General features: G+C 70.9%; 19 protein-coding genes. 8 read left to right on the forward strand and 11 right to left on the reverse strand.

Features of this window, described 5'->3' with window-relative positions; all coding sequences use genetic code 11:
* Positions 1-34: 34 nt before the first annotated feature.
* The 5 genes from CTJ15_RS19715 to CTJ15_RS19735 all read right to left on the reverse strand — a co-directional run bounded on the left by CTJ15_RS19715 (position 35) and on the right by CTJ15_RS19735 (position 6,701).
* Positions 35-1,930 (reverse strand): potassium transporter Kup, encoded by a 1,896-nt coding sequence (locus tag CTJ15_RS19715; protein ID WP_369924201.1) that lies wholly within the window; start codon positions 1,928-1,930, stop codon positions 35-37.
* A gap of 483 nt (positions 1,931-2,413) precedes the next feature.
* A complete protein-coding gene (locus CTJ15_RS19720; RefSeq protein ID WP_019462348.1) occupies positions 2,414-3,208 on the reverse strand; it encodes an amino acid ABC transporter ATP-binding protein in 795 nt (264 codons plus the stop codon).
* Between the two features lie 22 nt (positions 3,209-3,230).
* Complete coding sequence (locus CTJ15_RS19725; RefSeq protein WP_058390557.1) at positions 3,231-4,364, reverse strand: amino acid ABC transporter permease; 1,134 nt, start codon at positions 4,362-4,364, stop codon at positions 3,231-3,233.
* Positions 4,365-4,380: 16 nt separating this feature from the next.
* A complete protein-coding gene (locus tag CTJ15_RS19730; RefSeq protein ID WP_026033426.1) occupies positions 4,381-5,583 on the reverse strand; it encodes an amino acid ABC transporter permease in 1,203 nt (400 codons plus the stop codon).
* A gap of 95 nt (positions 5,584-5,678) precedes the next feature.
* On the reverse strand, positions 5,679-6,701 hold the full coding sequence (locus CTJ15_RS19735) for an amino acid ABC transporter substrate-binding protein (RefSeq protein WP_083755390.1): 1,023 nt from the start codon (positions 6,699-6,701) through the stop codon (positions 5,679-5,681).
* Between the two features lie 280 nt (positions 6,702-6,981).
* Here CTJ15_RS19735 and CTJ15_RS19740 point away from each other — a divergent pair, with 280 nt between their 5' ends.
* Positions 6,982-7,914 (forward strand): ornithine cyclodeaminase family protein, encoded by a 933-nt coding sequence (locus CTJ15_RS19740; RefSeq protein ID WP_075821577.1) that lies wholly within the window; start codon positions 6,982-6,984, stop codon positions 7,912-7,914.
* A 371-nt stretch (positions 7,915-8,285) separates the two neighbouring features.
* Here the strand turns inward: CTJ15_RS19740 and CTJ15_RS19745 are convergent, their stop codons facing one another.
* The 3 genes from CTJ15_RS19745 to CTJ15_RS19755 all read right to left on the reverse strand — a co-directional run bounded on the left by CTJ15_RS19745 (position 8,286) and on the right by CTJ15_RS19755 (position 11,086).
* Entirely contained in the window at positions 8,286-9,191 is a 906-nt protein-coding gene (locus CTJ15_RS19745; protein WP_226945991.1) for an NAD-dependent protein deacetylase, read from the reverse strand.
* A 147-nt stretch (positions 9,192-9,338) separates the two neighbouring features.
* Complete coding sequence (gene rlmN / locus CTJ15_RS19750; RefSeq protein ID WP_226945992.1) at positions 9,339-10,559, reverse strand: 23S rRNA (adenine(2503)-C(2))-methyltransferase RlmN; 1,221 nt, start codon at positions 10,557-10,559, stop codon at positions 9,339-9,341.
* A complete protein-coding gene (locus CTJ15_RS19755) occupies positions 10,556-11,086 on the reverse strand; it encodes an invasion associated locus B family protein (RefSeq protein WP_026033422.1) in 531 nt (176 codons plus the stop codon). The genes rlmN and CTJ15_RS19755 overlap by 4 nt, the downstream gene beginning before the upstream one ends.
* A 303-nt stretch (positions 11,087-11,389) precedes the next feature.
* Here CTJ15_RS19755 and CTJ15_RS19760 point away from each other — a divergent pair, with 303 nt between their 5' ends.
* The 6 genes from CTJ15_RS19760 (at position 11,390) to CTJ15_RS19785 (ending at position 16,480) form a co-directional block, all read left to right on the forward strand.
* Positions 11,390-12,661, forward strand: a complete 1,272-nt coding sequence (locus CTJ15_RS19760) for a methyltransferase (RefSeq protein WP_075821575.1) — start codon at positions 11,390-11,392, stop codon at positions 12,659-12,661.
* 192 nt (positions 12,662-12,853) lie between these two features.
* A complete protein-coding gene (locus tag CTJ15_RS19765) occupies positions 12,854-14,626 on the forward strand; it encodes a transglycosylase domain-containing protein (protein ID WP_075821574.1) in 1,773 nt (590 codons plus the stop codon).
* Positions 14,623-15,195, forward strand: a complete 573-nt coding sequence (locus CTJ15_RS19770) for a hypothetical protein (RefSeq protein WP_075821573.1) — start codon at positions 14,623-14,625, stop codon at positions 15,193-15,195. The genes CTJ15_RS19765 and CTJ15_RS19770 overlap by 4 nt, the downstream gene beginning before the upstream one ends.
* 95 nt (positions 15,196-15,290) lie before the next feature.
* Positions 15,291-15,593: a putative quinol monooxygenase gene (locus tag CTJ15_RS19775; RefSeq protein WP_019462337.1), complete on the forward strand. Its 303-nt coding sequence runs from the start codon at positions 15,291-15,293 to the stop codon at positions 15,591-15,593.
* Between the two features lie 127 nt (positions 15,594-15,720).
* Complete coding sequence (locus CTJ15_RS19780) at positions 15,721-16,146, forward strand: MerR family transcriptional regulator (RefSeq protein ID WP_075821572.1); 426 nt, start codon at positions 15,721-15,723, stop codon at positions 16,144-16,146.
* Complete coding sequence (locus CTJ15_RS19785) at positions 16,109-16,480, forward strand: carboxymuconolactone decarboxylase family protein (protein ID WP_226945993.1); 372 nt, start codon at positions 16,109-16,111, stop codon at positions 16,478-16,480. Before CTJ15_RS19780 ends, CTJ15_RS19785 begins: the two co-directional genes overlap by 38 nt.
* Before the next feature lie 237 nt (positions 16,481-16,717).
* Here CTJ15_RS19785 and CTJ15_RS19790 read toward each other — a convergent pair whose 3' ends face one another.
* Together CTJ15_RS19790 and CTJ15_RS19795 are read right to left on the reverse strand one after the other, a co-directional pair.
* Positions 16,718-17,197, reverse strand: coding sequence for a glutathione peroxidase (locus CTJ15_RS19790; protein ID WP_027297271.1), 480 nt, complete (start codon positions 17,195-17,197; stop codon positions 16,718-16,720).
* 282 nt (positions 17,198-17,479) lie between these two features.
* Positions 17,480-17,941, reverse strand: coding sequence for a MarR family winged helix-turn-helix transcriptional regulator (locus CTJ15_RS19795; RefSeq protein ID WP_075821571.1), 462 nt, complete (start codon positions 17,939-17,941; stop codon positions 17,480-17,482).
* 38 nt (positions 17,942-17,979) lie between these two features.
* On the opposite strand from CTJ15_RS19795, the gene CTJ15_RS19800 reads away from it, so the two are divergent.
* Positions 17,980-18,582: an NADPH-dependent FMN reductase gene (locus CTJ15_RS19800; RefSeq protein ID WP_075821570.1), complete on the forward strand. Its 603-nt coding sequence runs from the start codon at positions 17,980-17,982 to the stop codon at positions 18,580-18,582.
* 105 nt (positions 18,583-18,687) lie between these two features.
* Here CTJ15_RS19800 and CTJ15_RS19805 read toward each other — a convergent pair whose 3' ends face one another.
* A complete protein-coding gene (locus CTJ15_RS19805; RefSeq protein ID WP_075821569.1) occupies positions 18,688-20,019 on the reverse strand; it encodes an esterase-like activity of phytase family protein in 1,332 nt (443 codons plus the stop codon).
* Positions 20,020-20,200: the final 181 nt, after the last annotated feature.

Consider the following 20,200-nt stretch of genomic DNA (forward strand, 5'->3'; position numbering starts at 1 on the left):
CCACCTCCTTCAGCGGATCGCGGCGGCCAGCGCCTCAGATGGCCACCCGCGCGCCCAGCTCCACCACACGGTCGCTGGGGATTCGAAAAAACTCCGTGGCCGGCAGCGAGTTGCGGCTCATCAGCGTGAACAGCCACTGCTGCCAGCCCGGCATCTTCGGCACGGAGGCCGCCACCACCGTCTCGCGCCCCAGGAAATAGGAGGCCTGCATCGGCTCGAAGGGCACGCCCATCGTCTCGTGCATCATCTCCAGGTCGCGCGGGATGTTCGGGCTCTCCAGGAAGCCGTAGCGCAGCAGCACGCGATAGATCCCCGGCCCCAGCTCCTCCGCCGAGCCCCGGTTGCGCACCTGCGGCACATCCTCGTTCAGCACCGTCACGAACACGATCCGCTCGTGCAGCACCTTGTTGTGCTTCAGGTTGTGCAGCAGCGCATTGGGCACGTAGTCCGCCTGCCCGGTCATGAAGATGGCGATTCCCGGCACCCGGATGGTGCGCGACTGCGGCAGCCGCGCCAGAAAGGACTTCAGCGGCAGGCTGTCCTGCTGGAAGCGCCGGAACAGCAGCTCCCGCCCGCGCCGCCAGGTCAGCATCTGCGTATAGAGCGCCGCCCCCAGCAGCAGCGGCACCCAGCCGCCATCGGGCACCTTCAGCACGTTGGAGATGAAGAAGGCGAGGTCCAGCAGGAAGAGCGGCAGGAACACCGCCACCACCAGCGGCCAGGACCAGCGGAAGTTCCGGTGGAACACGATGCCCGCGAGGCAGGAGGTCGCCAGGAAGGTGCCCGTCACCGCGATGCCATAGGCCGCCGCCAGGCTGTCCGAGTTGCGGAAGGCCACCACCAGCACCACCACGCCCGCCAGCAGCGAGAAATTCACCTGGGGCACGTAGATCTGCCCCTCTTCCGTCTCGCTGGTGTGCTTCACCACCAGCCGCGGCAGCAGCCCCAGCTGCACGCATTGCCGCGCGATGGAAAAGGCGCCCGAGATCATTGCCTGACTGGCGATGATCGTGGCCAGCGTCGCCAGCACCACCATCGGCAGGCGCATCCAGTCCGGCGCCAGCAGGAAGAAGGGATTCTCCAGCGCCTCGGTGTTGTTCAGTACCAGCGCCCCCTGGCCCAGGTAGTTCAGGATCAGCGAGGGCAGCACGAAGTACAGCCAGGCCAGCCGGATCGGCCGCTTCCCGAAATGTCCCATATCGGCATAGAGCGCCTCCGCCCCCGTCACCGCCAGCACCACCGAGCCCAGCGCGATGAAGGCCGCCAGCCGGTAGGCGATGCAGAACTGGATGGCATGGTGCGGCGACAGCGCCTCCAGCACCCCCGGCTCGCGCAGGATCTCGACCAGCCCCAGCAGCCCGATCAGCCCGAACCACAGCACCATCACCGGGCCGAAGATCCGCCCCATGGCATGCGTGCCGCGGTACTGGACCAGGAACAGCCCGATCAGCACTGCCAGCGAGACCGGCACCACGATTTCCCCGAAGGTGGGCGAGATCACCTTCAGCCCCTCCACCGCCGAAAGCACGGAGATGGCCGGGGTGATGATCCCGTCGCCGAAGAACAGGCAGGCGCCCGCGATGCCGATCAGCGCCACGATGTGGCGCCCCCGCTCCGTGCCCACCGCCCGCTGCGCCAGCGCCATCAGCGCCAGGATGCCGCCCTCGCCCCGGTTGTCCGCCCGCAGCACGATCAACACGTACTTCACCGTCACGACGATGATGATCGACCAGACGATCAGGCTGAGGACCCCCAGGATCTCCCAGCGCTCCAGCCCATCGGAGGCGAAGTGCACGAGCGCGGCCCGCAGCGCGTAGAGCGGGCTTGTGCCGATATCGCCGAAAACGACGCCGAGCACCCCTACCACAAGGCCGACGCCCAGAGGGCGGGATTCACTGCTGGACGTGGTCGGTGTCACGATGTCCGGAATGTTCCAGTGGAGCCCCAAGGCATACGCTGGACGCGGAGACGCCCGCAAGGCCCGCCCCCCGGCGCCTCTCCGGACCGTGCGAGGCCGATCCCCCGCCCGCCGCTGAACTTCCTGTGCGCGCCGGCTTCCCGGGCGGTGGCGTCGCGCTTGTGTGTCCGGCCCCGGTGGAGGTGCCGCCTCCCCCGGCTCCCTCCGCTGGGGGAATGGTATTCCCCCAGACCCCGCCTTGAGCTGGTACCGGGTGGCGAGGTCGGCCTGCGGCCCGATCCCTGGGAGGAGGTGGATCGGCGGGGCCCCCGGAAAAGGAAAACAACCATGTCCGCGCTGGCGGCGCCCATGGTCGCCGGGGAGCTTGGCTCTCCGGCGCGATCCGGCGTCAGCGAGCGCCAGATCATCGGGTCCAGGGCCCGCAGGATCCTGGCGAAGTGGGGGTTCGGGGGCGAGGCGGAGCCCTGCCCCCGAAGCGCGCCGCCTCCCGGGCGATCAGTGTCCGCGCAGGATCTGCGACAGGAACGCGCGCAGGCGGTCGGTGCGGGGGTTGTTGAACATCTCCTCCGGCGTGCCGGATTCGACCACCTCGCCCCGGTCCATGAACACCACCCGGTCGGCCACGGTGCGGGCGAAGCCCATCTCGTGCGTCACGCAGATCATGGTCATGCCGCTTTCCGCCAGGCTGACCATGGTGTCCAGCACCTCCTTGATCATCTCCGGATCGAGCGCCGAGGTCGGCTCGTCGAACAGCATGATCTTGGGCTTCATGCACAGCGCCCGGGCGATCGCCACGCGCTGCTGCTGCCCGCCGGAAAGCTGGCCGGGGTACTTGTTCGCCTGGTCGGGGATCTTGACCTTGCGCAGGTACTCCATCGCCTCTTCCTCGGCCTGCGCCTTGGGCATCTTGCGTACCCAGATCGGCGCCAGGGTGCAGTTCTGCAGGATCGTCAGGTGCGGGAAGAGGTTGAAGCTCTGGAACACCATCCCGACCTCGCGCCGGATGGCATCCAGCGCGCGGATGTCGTCCGTCAGCTCCACCCCGTCCACCAGGATGCGGCCCTGCTGGTGCTGCTCCAGCCGGTTGATGCAGCGGATCATGGTGGACTTGCCCGAGCCCGAGGGCCCGCACACCACCACCCGCTCGCCGGTCGCGACCTGCAGGTTCACGTCGCGCAGCACATGCATCGTGCCGTACCACTTGTTGACGTTCTCCAGCAGGATCGCCGGCGCCGTCCCCGCCCGCACGGCGGAGGCGACATGCGATTCCGGGCTCAGCGTTGCGCTCATGGTGTCGTTCTCCGGAAAGGGCTCAGCGCCGGCGGTGCCGGTTCAGCTCGGCCTCGAGATTCTGGCTGTAGCGCGACATGGCGAAGCAGAAGCAGAAGTAGATGAGCGCCACCACGATGTAGACCTCGATGCCGAAGCCCTGCCAGGCAGGCTCCACGATCGCCGTCTTGGCCGCGGTCAGCAGGTCGAAGATGCCGATGATCAGCACCAGCGACGTGTCCTTGAAGAAGCCGATGAAGGTGTTCACCAGCGGCGGGATCACCAGCCGCAGCGCCTGCGGCAGCACGATCAGCCCGGTCTTCTTCCAGTAGCTCAGCCCCAGCGCGTCCGCCGCCTCGTACTGCCCCTTGCCCAGCGCCTGCAGCCCGCCGCGCACCACCTCCGCCAGATAGGCGGCGGCGAAGAGGATGATGGCGATCTGCGCGCGCAGCAGCTTGTCGATGTTCATCCCCTCGGGCAGGAACAGCGGAAACATCACGCTCGCCATGAACAGCAGCGAGATCAGCGGCACGCCGCGGATCAGCTCGACATAGACGATGCAGAGCAGCCGGATCGCCGGCATCGAGGAACGCCGTCCCAGCGCCACCAGGATCGACAGCGGAAAGGCCACCGCGATGCCGAAGGTGGACAGGATCAGCGTGATCGGCAGCCCGCCCCAGCGCTCCTGCGGCACATAGGTGAGGCCGGGCACGCCCCCCCACATCAGCAGCGCGATGACCGCCAGCGTCACCACCCACACCACCGCCAGCTCCCAGCGCCAGAAGCGCCGCATGGCGGAAACGATGTAGAGCCCGATGAACAGCAGGCAGACCAGCGCCGGCCGCCACTGCTCGTCATAGGGATAGGTGGCGAAGAGGATGAAGCGGTACTTCTCCGTGATCACCGCCCAGCAGGCGCCAGTGCCCTGCACCGCGCGGCAGGCCTGGGTCTGGTTGTCCGGCACCGACCAGACGGCGTTGACGAAGGCCCAGTCCACGAAGCCGATCGCCCAGCGCACGATCAGGTAGATCAGCGCCAGCGTGACCGCGGTGGACCACCAGGAGGAGAACAGGTTCGTCCGCAGCCAGGCCACCGGCCCCACCACCGTGGTGGGCGGCTGGCGCGGCACCGCCTCGGGCGATCCGGCGGCGGCGGTGTTGAGGGTGATGTCGCTCATGCTGCCGCTCCCTCTCTCAGCGTTCCACCAGCGCGATGCGCGTGTTGTACCAGTTCATGAACAGGCTGATGCTCAGGCTGATGGTCAGGTAGACCAGCATGATGATGGCGATGCCCTCGATCGCCTGCCCCGTCTGGTTCAGCACCGTGTTGGCGATGGACACGATGTCCTGGTAGCCGATGGCCACCGCCAGCGAGGAGTTCTTCGTCAGGTTCAGGTACTGGCTGGTCATCGGCGGGATGATCACCCGCAGCGCCTGCGGCAGGATGACCTGCCGCAGCATCGTCCCCGGCCGCAGCCCCAGCGCCTGCGCCGCCTCCCACTGCCCCTGCGGCACCGAGGTGATGCCCGCGCGCACGATCTCGGCGATGAAGGCCGAGGTGTACATCACCAGCCCCAGCAGCAGCGCGAAGTACTCCGGGCTCACCGTCAGCCCGCCCTGGAAGTTGAAGCCGCGCAGCGCCGGGATGTCCGGCGTGAAGGGCGCGCCCAGCACCGCCCAGATCAGGATGGGCAGGCCGAGGATCAGCGCCAGCCCCGCCGGCCAGACCCGCCGCGGCTGCCCGTCCTGCATCTGCTTGGCCCGCGCGGAACGCGCATAGAACCAGGTGGCGACCGCCCCCGCGACCAGGCCCAGCAGCGCCCAGTTGTGCGCGTCCGTCCACTCGATCCAGGGCAGCTTCAGCCCGCGGTTGCTCAGGAACACGCCTTCCACCGGGTGCAGCGACTGCCGCGGCACCGGCAGGCTCTGCATGATCGTGTACCAGAACAGCAGTTGCAGCAGCAGCGGCACGTCGCGCACCACCTCGACATAGACCGCCGCGATCTTGCCCAGCAGCCAGTTCCTCGACAGCCGCGCGATGCCCACCAGCGTGCCGAAGACCGTGGCCAGGATCACGCCCACCACCGCCACCTTCAGCGTGTTCAGCACGCCCACCGCCAGGGCGCGGAAATAGGTGCTGGTGGGCGAATACTCGATCAGGTGCTCGCCGATCGGCAGCCCCGCCTCCCGCCACAGGAAGCCGAAGCCCGTGGCGATGCGCCTCACCTCCAGGTTGCGCGCGGTGTTGCTGGCCAGCCACCAGACGACGGCCACCACCAGCCCCACGATCAGCACCTGCCAGACGATGGAGCGCACCCGCTCGTCCCGCCAGCTCAGGCGAAAGGCTTTCTTCGGGGGCGCCTTCATGTGGCGCGGGTCCGTCGAGCTTTGCGACATCGGGAAAGCCCCTTGCATCTGTCCGGCCTTCTGCGGGCCGCGTCCCGGAGGAAAGGGCCGCGGGCCAGGACCGGCCCGCGGCGTTCAGGTCAGGCTCAGCGCATCGGCGGCGCGTATTGCAGCCCGTCCTTGTTCCACAGCGCGTTCTTGCCGCGCGGCAGGCCGATCGGCTTCAGGTTGCGGTCGAACACCTCGCTATAGTTGCCCACAGCCTTGATGACCTTCACCGCCCAGTCGTTCGACACGCCCAGCATCTTGCCCAGGTCGCCGTTCTTGCCGACGAAGCGCTGGATGTCCGGGTTCGGGCTGCTGGCCATCGAATCCACGTTCTTGGAATCGATTCCCAGCTCCTCCGCCGTCACCAGCGCGAAATGCGTCCAGCGCACGAGGTCGGCGAAGCCCGGGTCGCCCTGCCGCACCGCCGGCGCCAGTGGCTCCTTGCTGATCAGCTCCGGCAGGATCACGTAGTCGTCCGGCTTCGGCTGGGTGGAACGGGTCGCCGCCAGCCCCGAGGCGTCCGTCGTATAGGCATCGCAGCGCCCGGCCACGAAGGCGCTCACCAGCTCCTCCAGCCGCTCGATCACCACCGGGGTGAACTTGACGTTGCTGGCCCGCGCCCAGTCGGTCAGGTTCTGCTCCGTGGTGGTGCCCGGCTGCACGCAGATCGTGGCGCCGTCCAGCTCCTTGGCGCTCTTCACGCCGGTGGACGTCTTCACCATGAAGCCCTGGCCGTCATAGAAGGTCGTGGCCGCGAAATCGAAGCCCAGGCTGGTGTCGCGCGACAGCGTCCAGGTCGTGTTGCGCGCCAGCATGTCCACCTCGCCCGACTGCAGTGCGGTGAAGCGGTTCTGCGCCGTGGTCGGCACGTAGCGCACCTTGCTCGCATCGCCGAAGATCGCCGCCGCCACTGCCTTGCAGTAGTCCACGTCGAAGCCGCGCCACACGCCCTGGCTGTCCGGCTGGGCGAAACCCGCCAGCCCGGTGTTCACCCCGCAGACGAGGCTGCCTCGGGACTTGATCGCATCCAGCGTCGCCCCGGACGGAGCGGCGGGTGCCTGCTGTGCCGCAGCCGGCGTCGCAAAGGCCCCGAGCGCCAGGGCGCCAAGGGATCCGAGCATGACGGCAAGCCGAAAAGGCCGCATTCCCTGAACTCTCCAAAAATGAATTCCACAGATCCCGCCCCGTTGCCCGGCACGGTGGGCCGCCATCCCGGGTTCCTACATTCCGGTCTGGCAGCCCTGCATAAATCGATACCCTTGAGTTTCGGGCGGCGCAAATCCCGCCTTCGCATCGGCCTCTGCCCGAATCCGCGCCATAAGAACGCAGTGCAGACAGCAAGGGCCGTGCCATGAACTGGAACAGGCCCGCCCGAACCCCAGCCCGTGGAAGGCCACCACCATGCGCATCATCCCGAAAACGGAAGTGGACCGGCTGCTTCCCTGGCCGGAACTGATCGCCGCGCTGGAGGAGGTCTTCCGCCTCGGCTGCGACGCCCCGCTGCGCCATCACCACCCCTTGCCGAACGGCCCGGATGCCACCGGATCGCTCCTGCTGATGCCCGCCTGGTGGGCAGACCGCTTCACGGGGGTCAAGATCGTGCATGTCATGCCGGCGAACGCCGCCGCCGGCCTGCCCGCCGTCCAGTCCTCCTACCTCCTCTCCGACGGCCGCACCGGCGAGGCCCTGGCCCTGCTCGACGGCGGCGCCCTGACCGACCGCCGCACGGCGGCCAGCAGCGTCCTCGCCGCCCGCTTCCTGGCCCGCCCCGGCAGCCGCCACCTGCTCGTCCTGGGCAGCGGCCGCGTCGCCGAGGCCCTGGCTGCCTGCTACGCCAGCGCCTTTCCGCTCGAACGCATCGCCATCTGGTCGCGCCGCCCCGAAAACGCCCAGGCCCTGGCCCGCCACCTGCGTGCCGAAGGCCTGCCCGCCGAATCGGTGGCCCGGCCGGACCCCGCCTCGGCCGACATCGTCGCCTGCGCCACCCTCTCGGCCACGCCGCTGGTCACCGGCGCCGCCATCCGCCCCGGCACCCATGTGGACCTCGTCGGCGCCTTCCGCCCCACCATGCGCGAGAGCGACGGCGCCCTCCTGGCCCGCGCCCGCCTCGTGGTGGACACCCGCCCCGGTGCCCTGGCCGAGGCCGGCGACGTGGTCCAGGCCATCGCCGAGGGCGCCATCACCGAGGCCGGCATCGCCGCCGACCTGGCCCAGCTCTGCCGGGGCGAAAGCCGGGGGCGCGAATCGCCGGACGAGGTCACCGTCTTCAAATCCGTCGGCTGGGCTGGCGAGGACCTCGCCGCCGCCGCCCTGGCCTACCAGCGCGCCGGCTGAACCGCGTCGCGCTTCATGGTCAACCGCGCCGGGGGAGAGGCTCTGCCTCTCGCCCCGGACCCCCTCTCCGCCAGGACACTGCGTGCCCTGGACCCGGGGAGTTGGCACCCCTGGTGGCCGTTGTTCTGCAGCCTGATCCCAGGGAACAGGTGGAGGCGTGGGGTTCCCGAGAAGAAGAAGACACCCTGTCCGCGCGGGTGGCGCCGGCAGTCCACCGGAGAGCCAGGCTCTCCGGCGCGATCCGGCATCAGCGAGAGCCAACGAAAATGGGTCCAGGGCCCGCAGGGTCCTGGCGGATAGGGGGGCGGGGGAAAGGCGGCGCCTTTCCCCCGGGACAGCGCAACGCCGGACGCAAAGCCGTCCCCCAGGGATCAGAGCAGGAAGGCCAGGGCCTCCTCGCAGCTCTGTTCCACCTTCAGCGCCAGCATCCCGTCCGCCCGGGTGCGGCCCAGGTTCACCGCCGCCAGCGGCTTGCCGGCCTTGGCCGCCGCCTGGACGAAGCGAAAACCGGAATAGACCATCAGCGAGGACCCCACGACCAGCATGGCATCGGCGCGTTCCAGCGCCCGATAGGCTTCCTCCACCCGTTCCCGCGGCACGTTCTCGCCGAAGAACACCACATCCGGCTTCAGCAGCCCGCCGCAGACCGGACAGTCCGGCACGACGAAGCGCCCGAAATCCCGCCCCTCCAGGTCGGCATCCCCATCCGGCGCGATCCCGGCGCCGAGCCCGGCCCAGTCCGGGTTGCGCCGCACCAGCTCCTCCTGCATCGCCTCGCGCGGCATCTCATGGCCGCAGCCCAGGCAGCGCACCACATCGAGCCGCCCGTGCAGGTCGATCACCCGCCGGCTGCCCGCCGCCTGGTGCAGCCGGTCGACGTTCTGGGTCAGCAGCAGCTCGCATCGTCCCCGCTCCTCCAGCCGCGCCAGCGCCGCATGCGCCCGGTTGGGCCGCACCTGCCGGAAGAAGCGCCAGCCGACCATGCCCCGCGCCCAGTAGCGGCGGCGCGTGGCCTCGCTGCCCAGGAAGGCCTGCAGGGTCACCGGCTGGGCACGTTTCCACTGCCCCTCCGCGTCACGGTAGTCGGGAATGCCCGACCCGGTGCTGCATCCGGCACCGGACAGCACGAAAAGGCGCGGGTGCCGCGCCACGAATTCCGCCAATCCGCCTGGATAGGCAGGGGCGATGGAAAGGGGAGCGTCCAGGGCAGGCGCTGGGGGAGGGGCCGGGGGCGGCGTCGCGACATCCGTCATGCCGGAGGGATATAGGAACGCCATCCCCCGATCGCCGCCCGTCCCTGCGCATGGCGGCCGCGGTTCCCGGCCATCGCTGCATCGCGCCTCGTGGCCGCCCGCCGGGAAAGGGGCACGGCGCCGGACGTCAGGGCAGGAGTGGCAACCGCCCCTGCCATATCCTCCGGGGCCTCACCCCACCGTTTCGGTCGCCGCGGGCCGCCGCTGCCGCTCGGACTCGGTCTTCAACTGCCCACAGGCGGCCAGGATGTCGCGCCCGCGCGGCCGGCGGATCGGGGCCGAATACCCCGCATCGCTGACGATCTGGGCGAAACGCCGCACCACCTCGGGCTTCGAGGTCCTGTAGGCGCTGCCCGGCCAGGAATTGAACGGGATCAGGTTCACCTTGGCCGGAATGCCGTGCAGCAGCCGCACCAGCTCCCGCGCCTCGGCCTCGCTGTCGTTCACCCCGTCCAGCATCACGTATTCGAAGGTGATCCGGCGGGCGTTGGAGGCGGAGGGATAGCGCCGGCAGGCGGCCATCAGCTCGGCGATCGGATACTTCCGGTTCAGCGGCACGATCTCGTCGCGCAGCTCGTCCGTCACCGCGTGCAGGCTGACGGCGAGGCCGACATTCAGCTCCCGCCCGCAGCGGTCCATCATCGGCACGACGCCGGAGGTGGACAGGGTGATCCGCCGCCGCGACAGGCCGATCCCCTCGTTGTCCATCACGATGGTCAGCGCCTTGGCGACATTCTCGTAGTTGTAGAGCGGCTCGCCCATCCCCATCACGACGATGTTGCTCAGGTGGCGCGGCGTGCCGTCCTTGGGGGAGGGCCACTCGCCATAGCTGTCGCGCGCCGCCATGAACTGGCCGACGATCTCGGCGGCGCCCAGGTTGCGCACCAGCTTCTGCGTGCCCGTGTGGCAGAACCGGCAGGACAGCGTGCAGCCGACCTGGGTGGAGATGCAGACGGCGCCGCGATCCTCCTGCCCGTCGGGGATATAGACCGTCTCCACCTGCTGCGCGTCGCGGAAGCGGAACAGCCACTTGCGCGTGCCATCCTTGGAAAGCTGCTCGGTGGCCACGTCCGGCCGCCCCACGGCGAACCGCTCCGCCAGCCGCTGCTGCATCGGCCGCGCGATGGTCGGCATCTGCGCGAAGTCACGCACGCCCTGGTGATAGATCCAGTGCCAGAGCTGCCGGGCGCGGAAGGGCTTCTCGCCCATCGCCACCATCTCCGCCTCCAGCTCCGCCCGCGACAGGCCGACGAGGTCGCGCCGCCCATCCGGCAGCGTGGCCGGGGGCGGGGCGAAGATCGCCGACTTGGCGAGGATGCGCGCGGCCTCGGCCTCGGTCAGCTCGGCGGGGTTCGCGGCATCGGGGCGGGTCCGGAGGGCGGCGTCGCTCATCGGCGGGGGGGACATTCCTTGGAGATCGCCTCATAGGCCGCGGAGAAGCCGCTGAGGGAGAAGGTATCGGTGGTGGCGCCCTTGCCCTGCGGCCCGGGCCCCTTGATCACGAGATCGCGGCCCGCCTTGAAGGCGGCCACGGCGGCGGAACCCTCCTGGGCGAAGGCATTGTTCTGCACCCCGTAGAAACGCAGCTCGTTGGAGCCGACCGCGCCGGTGATCTCGGCATCGCGGTTGTTCTCCCGGCGGAAGGCATAGCCCAGCGAGGCCGCCACCTGGTCGCGCCCCTGCGGCCGCTGCGTCACCGTCAGCATGACGTTCTGCCGGCTGCCGCCGCCCTCGCTCTTCGCCGCGCGGGTGAAGGCATAGCAGACCTTGCCGCCACTCTCCTGGTGGGTCGCGGCCGTCCAGCTGCCGAAGCTGCCGAGGCGCTGCGGACCGCCGGCGGCACGATTCTGCGCTGAGGCCTCCGGCACCTGGGCGAGGGAGACGAGCGCGAGGGCGAGAACAGGGAGCAATCGCTTCATGGCGGCGCAGATAAGGCCCCGGAGCCACCCGGTTCAACCGCGGAGATGACCGGATCAGCCATGTTCCGCAGCCGGGCCGGTCCGGACGGCGGCAAGGAACGGCGCCGCCTCCGCCTCCCGGCACGCTTCCCGCCCCGCATCCGGGTAGTGCCCAGCGGCCTCGCCCGCCCGCGCCGCGTGCCTCCCGGCGACGCTCCGCCCGGTCATCCCGCCCAGCCCGGCCGGCACTGCCCCCCAGCGGGCATCCCCGCTTGGCGCCCCGGCCACATCGCCTTATCAGCCCGGCCCATGCAGGATGCGCGCATGACCGGCCAGCCCCTACCCGAGCAGGACGAGCGCGACCGCCAGCTCGCCGCCCAGTACGACAGCTACCCCTATCCCGCCCGCAACCCGGCGGACGAGGCCAAGCGCCTGATCATCGGCAGCCCCTCCCACCTGCGGGAAGTGGACCACTGGATCTTCGGCGCCCGCCGCCCGGAGTCGCAGCCGCTGCGCGCGCTGATGGCCGGCGGCGGCTCGGGCGACGGCACCATCATGCTGGCCCAGCACCTCGCCCGCGCCGGCCGCCCGGGCGAGGTGGTCTGGCTCGACCGCTCCGCCGCCGCGCGCAAGGTGGCGCAGGCCCGGGCGGAAAGGCGTGGCCTCGGCAACATCCGCTTCACCGAGGGCTCGATCCTCGACCTGCCCGACCCCCAGCTCGGCCTCTTCGACTACATCGACTGCTGCGGCGTGCTGCACCACCTGCCCGACCCGCTGCAGGGCCTGCGCAACCTCGCCGCCTCGCTCGCCCCCGGCGGCGGCATCGGCCTCATGGTCTATGCCCCGCATGGCCGCACCGGCGTCTACATGCTCCAGGACGCGCTGCGCCTCCTCACCCCGCCCGAGGAAGCCCCGGCGACACGGCTGGAGATCGGCAAGCGCCTCTGGAAGCAGGCACCCGAGACCGCCTGGCTCCGCCGCAACCCCTGGATCACCGACCACACGGAGGGCGGCGACGCCGGCCTCTACGACCTGCTGCTGAACCCGCGCGACGTGGCCTATACCGTGCCGCAGCTCGCCGCCCTGATCGAAGCCGCCGGCCTGCGCCTGCGCTGCCTCGTGGAGCCCCTGCGCTACGACCCCGACCGCTACCTGCCCGACCCGCGCCTGCGCGAACGCGCCGCCCGGCTCGGCCCCATCGGCCGCGCCGCCCTGGCGGAGGCGGTGGCGGGCAACATGGGCATCCACATCGCCTACTGCACCCGCGACCCGGCGCCGGAGCCCGACTGGGACGATCCCGATTCGGTCCCCGTGCTGCGGGAGATGGACGGCGCCACCCTGGCCCGCGCCGTGGCCCCCCAGGGCGTGCTGCCGGTGAACTTCGACGGCGTGCGCATGAACCTCGCCCTGCCGCGCCTCGCCCCGGCGATCCTGGCCCGCGTGGACGGCCGGCGCAGCCTGGGCGAGATCGCCGAGGCCGTGGCGGCGGGCGGCGCCTCCCGCGAACAGGTGGCCCGTGACCTCGCCGCGCTGCGCGGGGTGATGGAGCCGCTGAACCGCCTCCTCCTCGCCGCGCCCCGCCCGGGTGGCGGGTGACGCATCCCGGGGCAGGGACCCCGCCGCCCCTCCGAGGCCCGGTGAGGCAACCCCGGTGACGGCCACCCCGTGAGGAGAGCCCCCGATCCGGACGGGCTGCCGCCCCCGCGCCCCAGGGCAGGGACCAGGGGAGGGGCCAAGGGGGAGACCAGGGACGGCATCCGGCAAGGCGCGGGCCGCCCCCCGCCGGCCATGCCATCCCCTCGGCGGGCACAACCCGGCCGCGGCGGCTGGCGCTGGCTGCGCCGCGGCCTGGTGCTCTCCATCTGGGCCGCGATCGGCGCGGCCCTGCTCCTCCTCGCCCTGGTCTGGGACCTGCCGGCGCCGGAAAAGGCCCTCTCCGCCACCCGCCGCCCCTCCCTGACGCTGGAGGCCATGGACGGCCGCGTGATCGCCACCCAGGGCGACCTCTATGGCGAGGCCCTGCGGCTGAAGGAGATGCCCGTCGCCATGCCGCAGGCGCTGATGGCCATCGAGGACCGCCGCTTCCTCAGCCATCCCGGCATCGACCCGGTGGGCCTGCTGCGCGCCGCCTGGGCCAACCTGCGCGCGGGGCATGTGGTGCAGGGCGGCTCCACCCTGACCCAGCAGCTCGCCAAGAACCTCTTCCTCAGCCCCGACCGCTCCTTCCGCCGCAAGGCGCAGGAGGTGCTGATGGCCCTCTGGCTGGAACGCCGCTTCACCAAGACCGAGCTGCTGGAGATCTACCTGAACCGCGTCTATCTGGGCTCCGGCGTCTATGGCGTGGACGCGGCGGCGCGGGCCTATTTCGGCATCTCCGCCCGCCGCCTGAACCTGTGGCAGGCGGCGATGCTGGCCGGGCTGCCCAAGGCCCCCTCCCGCCTCAACCCCCGCACCGATCCGGAGGCCGCGATCCGCCGCGCGAAGGACGTGCTGCGCGCCATGGCCGAGACCGGCGCCATCACCCCGGAACAGGCGGAGCGCGAGGCCACCCGCATCGCCCTGCCGCCGCGCCCGGGCCGCAACGCCGGCTGGTTCGCCGACTGGGTGCAGGACGAGCTGGGCCGCCGCTTCCCGGAAAGCGCCGACCTCGTCCTGCGCACCACCCTCGACGCCCGCATCCAGGCCGTGGCGGAAGCCCGCCTCAACGCCCTCTTCGCCGGCCCCGGCGCGGCGGCCGGGGTGGGCGACGGTGCCGTGCTGGTGCTGGATGCCCCCACCGGCGCCGTGCGCGCCATGGTCGGCGGCCGCGCCTACCGCACCAGCCAGTTCAACCGCGCCGTGGACGCGCGCCGCCAGCCGGGCTCCGCCTTCAAGCCCTTCGTCGTCCTGGCGGCGTTGGAAGTAGGCATGGACATCTCCACCACCGTCTCCGACGCGCCCCTGACCCTGGGCAACTGGTCCCCCGGCAACGGCCACTGGGCCAGCCGGGGCGAGATCACGCTGGAGGATATGCTGGTCCACAGCGTCAACACCGCGGCGGTCCGCACCCTGCTCCGCGCCGGCGGGCCGAAGCCGGCGATCGCGGTGGCGCAACGCCTGGGCCTCGCCGGCCCCTTCCCGCAGGACGCCACCCTGGCCCTTGGCACGGGGCAGGCATCCCTGCTGGAACTTGTGTCCGCCTACGCCGCTTTCGCCAATGGAGGGTTGCACGTGGAACCGTTCGGCCTCGCCGCCGCCCGCGGCGGCAACACCCTGCGCTCCCTGCCGCCGCCCGACCCGGCGCGCGTGATGACGGTGGACCAGGCCTATGCCATCCGCCGCGCGCTGGAGAGCGTCGTGGCGCGCGGTACCGCCCGCGCCGCCGCCGTCCCCGGCCGCCTGGTGGGCGGCAAGACCGGCACCACCCAGGATTCGCGCGACGCCTGGTTCATCGGCTTCTCCGGCCGCACCGTGATCGGGGTCTGGCTCGGCAACGACGACGCCACGCCGATGAACGACGTCCAGGGCGGCACCCTGCCGGCCCGCCTCTTCCATGAGATCCTCGAGGAGATCCCGCGATGAAGCCGGAGACGCCCCCCCCGGAGAACCTCCCCGGAGAGACCTCCGGCTCCCCCCCTCTGGCCGAGTTCTCCTTCCTGTTCAGCCCCGTGCGCCACGCGGCGAACAACCTCGCCATGGTCCTGCTGATGAACCTCGAATCGGCGGCGCGCGTCATCCCGCCCACCGAGCGCGGCAGCCGGCAGATCGCCCGCGCCCTGGAGGCGGCCGAGGAATACGACCGGCTGATGCGCAGCCTCCTGGCCCTGACCCGCAGCGAGCAGGAAGTGCCCCTCCGCGCCAGCGCCTACCTGCAGGACCTGCTGCCGCTGCTGGGCCTCGCCGCGGGCCGCAAGCTCACCCTGGAGGCCGAGGGGGAACCGGCCGAGCTCCGGGTCCGGCGCCCGGCCCTGGACGCCGCCCTGCTGGCGCTGATGCAGGACATGCCGGCGGGGAGCCCCCCCGTGCTGCGCCTGCGCGGCACCCGGCTCACGCCCGGCTTCCCGGTCGATGCGGCGCGGCAGGATGCGCTGCGGGCGGCCGGAGTGACGGTGGAAGGCAGCGTCCTCCAACTGCCCACGCGCGCGGGCTGACGGGACGGCCCGCGATTGACCCCCCGCCCCGCGAAGCGCCTCATCCCGGCCGCCTCATCGCGACAGGCCCGGACCGCCCCAGGGAGAACACCACCATGCCGCAGACCCGCTTCGTCGTGCTCGCCGAGTTCCGCCTGAAGCCAGAGGGCCGCGCCCGCTTCATCGAGCTCGCCCGCGCCGATGCCCGGGGCTCCGTCGCCGACGAGCCCGGCTGCCACCAGTTCGACCTCCTCCTCCCGGAGGAGGACGAGACCCTCGCCGTGCTGCACGAGGTCTATGACAGCCGCGCCGCCTTCGAGACGCATCTGACCATGCCGCACTACCTGCCCTTCCGCGACGGCGTGCCGGACCTCATCACCGGCAAGACCGTCCGCTTCTTCCGGCAGGACGCCGGCTGAACCCTTCCGGCGCGGCCCCCGGCGCCCCGCGTGGCACGTCCCCGGCGCAGGCGGGGAAAAAGCCGCCTTGACTTCGAGTGCGCTCGAAGTCGTAGCAACCGTGGCGTCAGGAAGGACAAGGCACAGCATGAAGATCGGCGACCTGTCCAGGCGCACCGGGCTGACGGCCCATACGCTGCGCTATTACGAGCGGATCGGGTTGCTGCCGCGGGCATCGCGGGATTCGTCGAAGCAGCGGGACTACGACGCCTCGATCCTGCCCTGGATCGACTTCGTCGGGCGCCTGCGGCGGACCGGCATGCCGGTCCGGGAGATGGTCCGGTATGCCACGCTGCGGTCGCAGGGCGTCGCGAGCGAGCCGGAACGGGAAGACCTCCTCCGGCGGCATCGCCAGCATGTCCGGCGGCAACTGGCCGAGCTTCAGGCGTGCCTGTCCGTCCTCGACAGCAAGATCGCCGGCTACGGCGGTCGTTCCAGGATGGAGAAAGCCGATGACGCCAAACCCCCCCGAGGCCATGAGCCGCTACGAACGGGGCCTGCGCGCCCTGGCTGACATCGACGGCCATGCCGGACAGGCCGTCATCGACTCGCTGGCCGGCATCGCGCCGGACTTCGCGCGCTACCTGCTCGAGTTCCCCTTCGGGGACATCTACTCCCGCCCCGGGCTCGATCTCCGGAGCCGCGAGGTCGCGACCGTCGCCGCGCTGACCGCCCTGGGAAACGCGGGGCCGCAGCTGCGGGTGCACATCCAGGCGGCGCTGAACGTGGGGCTGAGCCAGGACGAGATCGTCGAGATCATCATGCAGATGGCGGTCTATGCCGGCTTCCCCGCCGCCTTGAACGGACTGTCCGCGGCCCGGGAGGTCTTCGCGGCACGCGCCGGCTGACCTTCGCCGGGGCAGCGCCAACGGCCTTCCGGGCCTGGGGCGATGGCCCCCCATACCCCCGTGCGAGGATGCGGTCCGCCAGGCTGCGGCGGCCGCCACCTCGGGGGGGGGAGGCGATGTCCCGTGCCCGGGTGGGAGGATGCGGCCCGCGGAAGGGGGATGGCCAGCCGTCCCCCACCCCTCCGGCACATTCCCCGGCCTCCCCGGGCGAGGCGCCCGGCCCCCCGCGAAGCCCCGCTACAGCAGCGCCTCGATCCGCTTCTCCAGCTCGGCGGGCTTCGTCGTCGGCGCGAAGCGGTCCACCACCGTCCCCTCCCGGTCCACCAGGAACTTGGTGAAGTTCCACTTGATCGCCTCGGTGCCCAGCACGCCCTTCCGCGCGCCCTTGAGCCACTGGAACAGCGGATGCGCCCCCGGCCCGTTCACCTCCACCTTGGCGAAGACCGGAAAGGTGACGTCATAGGTGGTGGAGCAGAACGTCGCGATCTCCGCCTCGCCGCCCGGTTCCTGGCCGCCGAACTGGTTGCAGGGAAAGCCCAGCACCGCGAAGCCCCGCCCCGAATAGGCCCGGTACAATGCCTCCAGCCCCGCATACTGCGGGGTGAAGCCGCATTTGCTCGCGGTGTTCACGATCAGCAGCACCTGCCCCGCATAATCCGCCAGGGGAACCTCCTCCCCCCGCAGCGTCCTGGCGGAAAACCCGTTGATCCCGGCCATGCCATCCCTCCTGCCTCGCATCGCCGCGCAAGGTAGGGCTTCCGCCCGTCCTGCCCAGAGGGAACCACGCAGAGGGAACCACCCAGGGGAACTCCCCAGGGGAACTCCCCAGGGAAACCTTTCAGCGGAAACGCTCCGAAGGGGACAGCCGGTGAAACTCCCGGAAGCACCGGCCGGGGCAGGGGGGCTGCCTGCGAGGAACCCACCGGAGGACGATCCGGGCGAGGCCTGATCCATGGACTGGCCCCGGGGAAACAACCGGCCGGAATGCCGCGCCCCCCATCACCCCGGCGGAGGCAGGGCCGCCTTCATCGCATCCGCCAGCCGCCGGTTGAGCTGCGCCACCGACCGGCGCTCCTGCGCGCTCCAGTTCGCGAGGAGCCGGCCGAGGAGCCGCCGCCGCGCCCCGGTGATCGCGGCGATGAGCCGTTCCCCCGCCTCCGTGATGTGCGCCTCGCGGACCCGCTGGTCGCCGGCGGCCGCCTGCCGGGCCACGAGGCCGAGCCGTTCCAGCCTGGCGACCTGCCGGCTGATCGTCGAATGGTCGCGGCCCGCCTGCCCGGCCAGCTCGACGATGCCGACCGACCCGGCCCGCGCGATCCGCACCAGCAGGGGAAACAGCGCCCGGTCGAGCGTGACCCCTGCCTCCCGCAACAGCACCTCGTCCTGGCGCGGGCTGTTCAGGGCGCCCACCAGATCGATCAGCGCCCCTGCGAGCAGATCGAGATCATGTGTATCATGCACGGTTTACGGCCATCCGGAAGCAACGTAGAACTCCGTGCATGATACACGAGAATCCCGTGGGCGCACCAGCAACCCCGAAAATCCTGCTGATCATGGGCAGCACGCGGGCCAGCCGGCTCTGCCCCACGATCGCCCGCTGGGTTGCCGGCATCGCCGAAGCCTCCGCCGGCCTCGGTTGCGAGCTGGTGGACCTCACCGACTGGCCCCTGCCCATGGACGACGAACCCGGCATCCCCGCCCTCGGCGCCTACCTCCAGCCGCACACGCGGGCCTGGAGCGCGAAGATCGCCGGCGCCGATGCCTTCGTCTTCGTCACGCCGCAGTACAACTGGGGCTACCCCGCCCCGCTCAAGAACGCCATCGACCACCTTCACGCCGAATGGCGCGGCAAGCCCCTGGTGATCGTCAGCTATGGCGGCCATGGCGGCGGCAAATGCGCCGCCCAGCTCCGGCAGGTCGCGGAAGGGCTGAAGATGCGCGTGGTCCCGGCGATGCCCGGCATCACCCTGCCCGAATCGGTGATCCGGGGTGCCCCGATCGACCCGGAAGCCGATCTCGGCGGCCAGGCCGCCCCCATCCGGCAGGCCTTCGCCGAACTGGCCGCCGCCCTTGCCGAAACCGGGACTCCCCCGTCTCCCTAGGCCCCGGCTCCGCTCCCCGAAGGGCTCACCGGACCGGGGCAGGCGGAGCCTCCCCCAGGGCCGGCCACGAAGCGCGGCGCCAAACTCCAGGCAGCAACCGCCGCCTCACTTCCCGGCGTTCAGCCCCAGCCCGCGCACCAGCACGATCCGCGTGCGCTCTCCGCTGATGCCGAAATCGTCGTCGTTCACCAGCAGCAGCGTGTCGTCGGGCAGCACCGCCATCCCCTCCAGCTTCACCGGCAGGTCCTTGTGGTCGGCGGTATCCAGCACCAGCCGCTTGCGCAGCGGCGTGACGCCCGTTCCGGACAGGTCGTTGCCCTGCTCCAGCGTCGGCCGCGTCTGCGGGTCGTCCCACTTGCTGCCGGCGATATCGGTGGCGCCGTCGTTCAGCTTCACCTCGAACAGCTTCGTCGTGCCGTCCGTCCGCTCCAGCACCAGCAGCCGGTCCGGCCCCAGCCAGGTCATCTCGCTGATCCGCGGCGCCGACTGGTTCTCCGAAGGGTCCAGCCGGAAGGAACGCGGGTCCTCCAGCTGGTACACCCACTCGCCCGTCACCTTCCCCGTCGCCGGGTCGAAGCGCAGCAGCCGCGTGTTCTTCGCCTTGCGGAAGGCCGCCGCATCCGGGTTGGCCAGCGGGTTCTGCACCATGGCGTACAGCGCGCTGCCATCCGGCGTGCCGGTCAGGCTCTCGATCCCCCGGTTGGACTGCCGCTTCGCCAGGATCGCCGGCAGCGTGTCCACCACCTCGTACCGCGCCCCCGCCAGCTCCCCCTTGGTCCCGCCCGCCGGGACATAGCGCCGCAGCACCCGCCCATCCGCGCCGATATGCACGATGGAGGGCGCATTCTCCTCGCCGATCCAGAAGCTCCCGTCCGGCGCCTGGAACAGCCCCTCCGCATCCAGCGCGGAGGGGTTGAAATCCAGCTTCTTCCCCTCGGCATCGATCGGCGTCTCGGTGCGGCCGGGCAGGGGGTTCGTCAGCCCCGTGACCGGCTGCCCGTCCTGCCCCTTGATCGCGATCGCCTCGAAGACCCGGAAGCGCTTCGCCGCCGGGTCCAGCATCACCCCGTAGATCGTCGGGCTGTAGGACGGCACCGGATAGACCCGCCCCTTCTCGTCCGGCGCGCAGAGCTTCCCGATCGCCAGCCCGGTGATCTTCACCCCTTCCGCGCAGGTGAAGTTCGGTCCCCGGTCGGACATCGTATAGACGATGTCCGCCGCATCCCCCGGCCGGCGATAGGCGGCGGAACCGATCCCCACCGTCAGCTCCAGCGTCTTGCCGCCCGGAAAGCGCACAGTCCCGAGCTTCATGCCCGGATCATGGTCGTCCAGGATGGTGATCTGCGGCTCCGCGGCACGCGCCGCGTTCAGGAACGGAAAGCCGCCCGCCAGGCAGGGCAGGGCCAGGCAGGTGGCGGCAAGCAGAAGGCGGCGCATCCGAACTCCGGATTCTGTGATCTCAGGCGCCGGCGGATGTAACCGCTCCCCGCACCCCCGCGTATGACGCTCCCGTGACGTTTCCATTCCGCCGCCCACCTGCCGGAACCGCATGGACGTTTCATGCAGATTTCGTAATGATGCACCGGCACCGCCCCGCCGAATCAGGCGGCTGCGAACA

Origin of the sequence: Roseomonas sp. FDAARGOS_362 (genome assembly GCF_002754815.1) — a bacterium.
Lineage (GTDB): Bacteria > Pseudomonadota > Alphaproteobacteria > Acetobacterales > Acetobacteraceae > Roseomonas > Roseomonas mucosa.

What these genes read in the sequence shown, in the direction of transcription:
- CTJ15_RS19720 (WP_019462348.1), bottom strand. Translation starts at nt 3,208, where the DNA reads ATGAGCGCAACGCTGAGCCCGGAATCGCATGTCGCCTCCGCCGTGCGG.
- CTJ15_RS19725 (WP_058390557.1), bottom strand. Translation starts at nt 4,364, where the DNA reads ATGAGCGACATCACCCTCAACACCGCCGCCGCCGGATCGCCCGAGGCG.
- CTJ15_RS19730 (WP_026033426.1), bottom strand. Translation starts at nt 5,583, where the DNA reads ATGTCGCAAAGCTCGACGGACCCGCGCCACATGAAGGCGCCCCCGAAG.
- CTJ15_RS19735 (WP_083755390.1), bottom strand. Translation starts at nt 6,701, where the DNA reads ATGCTCGGATCCCTTGGCGCCCTGGCGCTCGGGGCCTTTGCGACGCCG.
- CTJ15_RS19740 (WP_075821577.1), top strand. Translation starts at nt 6,982, where the DNA reads ATGCGCATCATCCCGAAAACGGAAGTGGACCGGCTGCTTCCCTGGCCG.
- CTJ15_RS19745 (WP_226945991.1), bottom strand. Translation starts at nt 9,191, where the DNA reads ATGGCGTTCCTATATCCCTCCGGCATGACGGATGTCGCGACGCCGCCC.
- rlmN (WP_226945992.1), bottom strand. Translation starts at nt 10,559, where the DNA reads ATGAGCGACGCCGCCCTCCGGACCCGCCCCGATGCCGCGAACCCCGCC.
- CTJ15_RS19755 (WP_026033422.1), bottom strand. Translation starts at nt 11,086, where the DNA reads ATGAAGCGATTGCTCCCTGTTCTCGCCCTCGCGCTCGTCTCCCTCGCC.
- CTJ15_RS19760 (WP_075821575.1), top strand. Translation starts at nt 11,390, where the DNA reads ATGACCGGCCAGCCCCTACCCGAGCAGGACGAGCGCGACCGCCAGCTC.
- CTJ15_RS19765 (WP_075821574.1), top strand. Translation starts at nt 12,854, where the DNA reads ATGCCATCCCCTCGGCGGGCACAACCCGGCCGCGGCGGCTGGCGCTGG.
- CTJ15_RS19770 (WP_075821573.1), top strand. Translation starts at nt 14,623, where the DNA reads ATGAAGCCGGAGACGCCCCCCCCGGAGAACCTCCCCGGAGAGACCTCC.
- CTJ15_RS19775 (WP_019462337.1), top strand. Translation starts at nt 15,291, where the DNA reads ATGCCGCAGACCCGCTTCGTCGTGCTCGCCGAGTTCCGCCTGAAGCCA.
- CTJ15_RS19780 (WP_075821572.1), top strand. Translation starts at nt 15,721, where the DNA reads ATGAAGATCGGCGACCTGTCCAGGCGCACCGGGCTGACGGCCCATACG.
- CTJ15_RS19785 (WP_226945993.1), top strand. Translation starts at nt 16,109, where the DNA reads ATGAGCCGCTACGAACGGGGCCTGCGCGCCCTGGCTGACATCGACGGC.
- CTJ15_RS19790 (WP_027297271.1), bottom strand. Translation starts at nt 17,197, where the DNA reads ATGGCCGGGATCAACGGGTTTTCCGCCAGGACGCTGCGGGGGGAGGAG.
- CTJ15_RS19800 (WP_075821570.1), top strand. Translation starts at nt 17,980, where the DNA reads ATGATACACGAGAATCCCGTGGGCGCACCAGCAACCCCGAAAATCCTG.
- CTJ15_RS19805 (WP_075821569.1), bottom strand. Translation starts at nt 20,019, where the DNA reads ATGCGCCGCCTTCTGCTTGCCGCCACCTGCCTGGCCCTGCCCTGCCTG.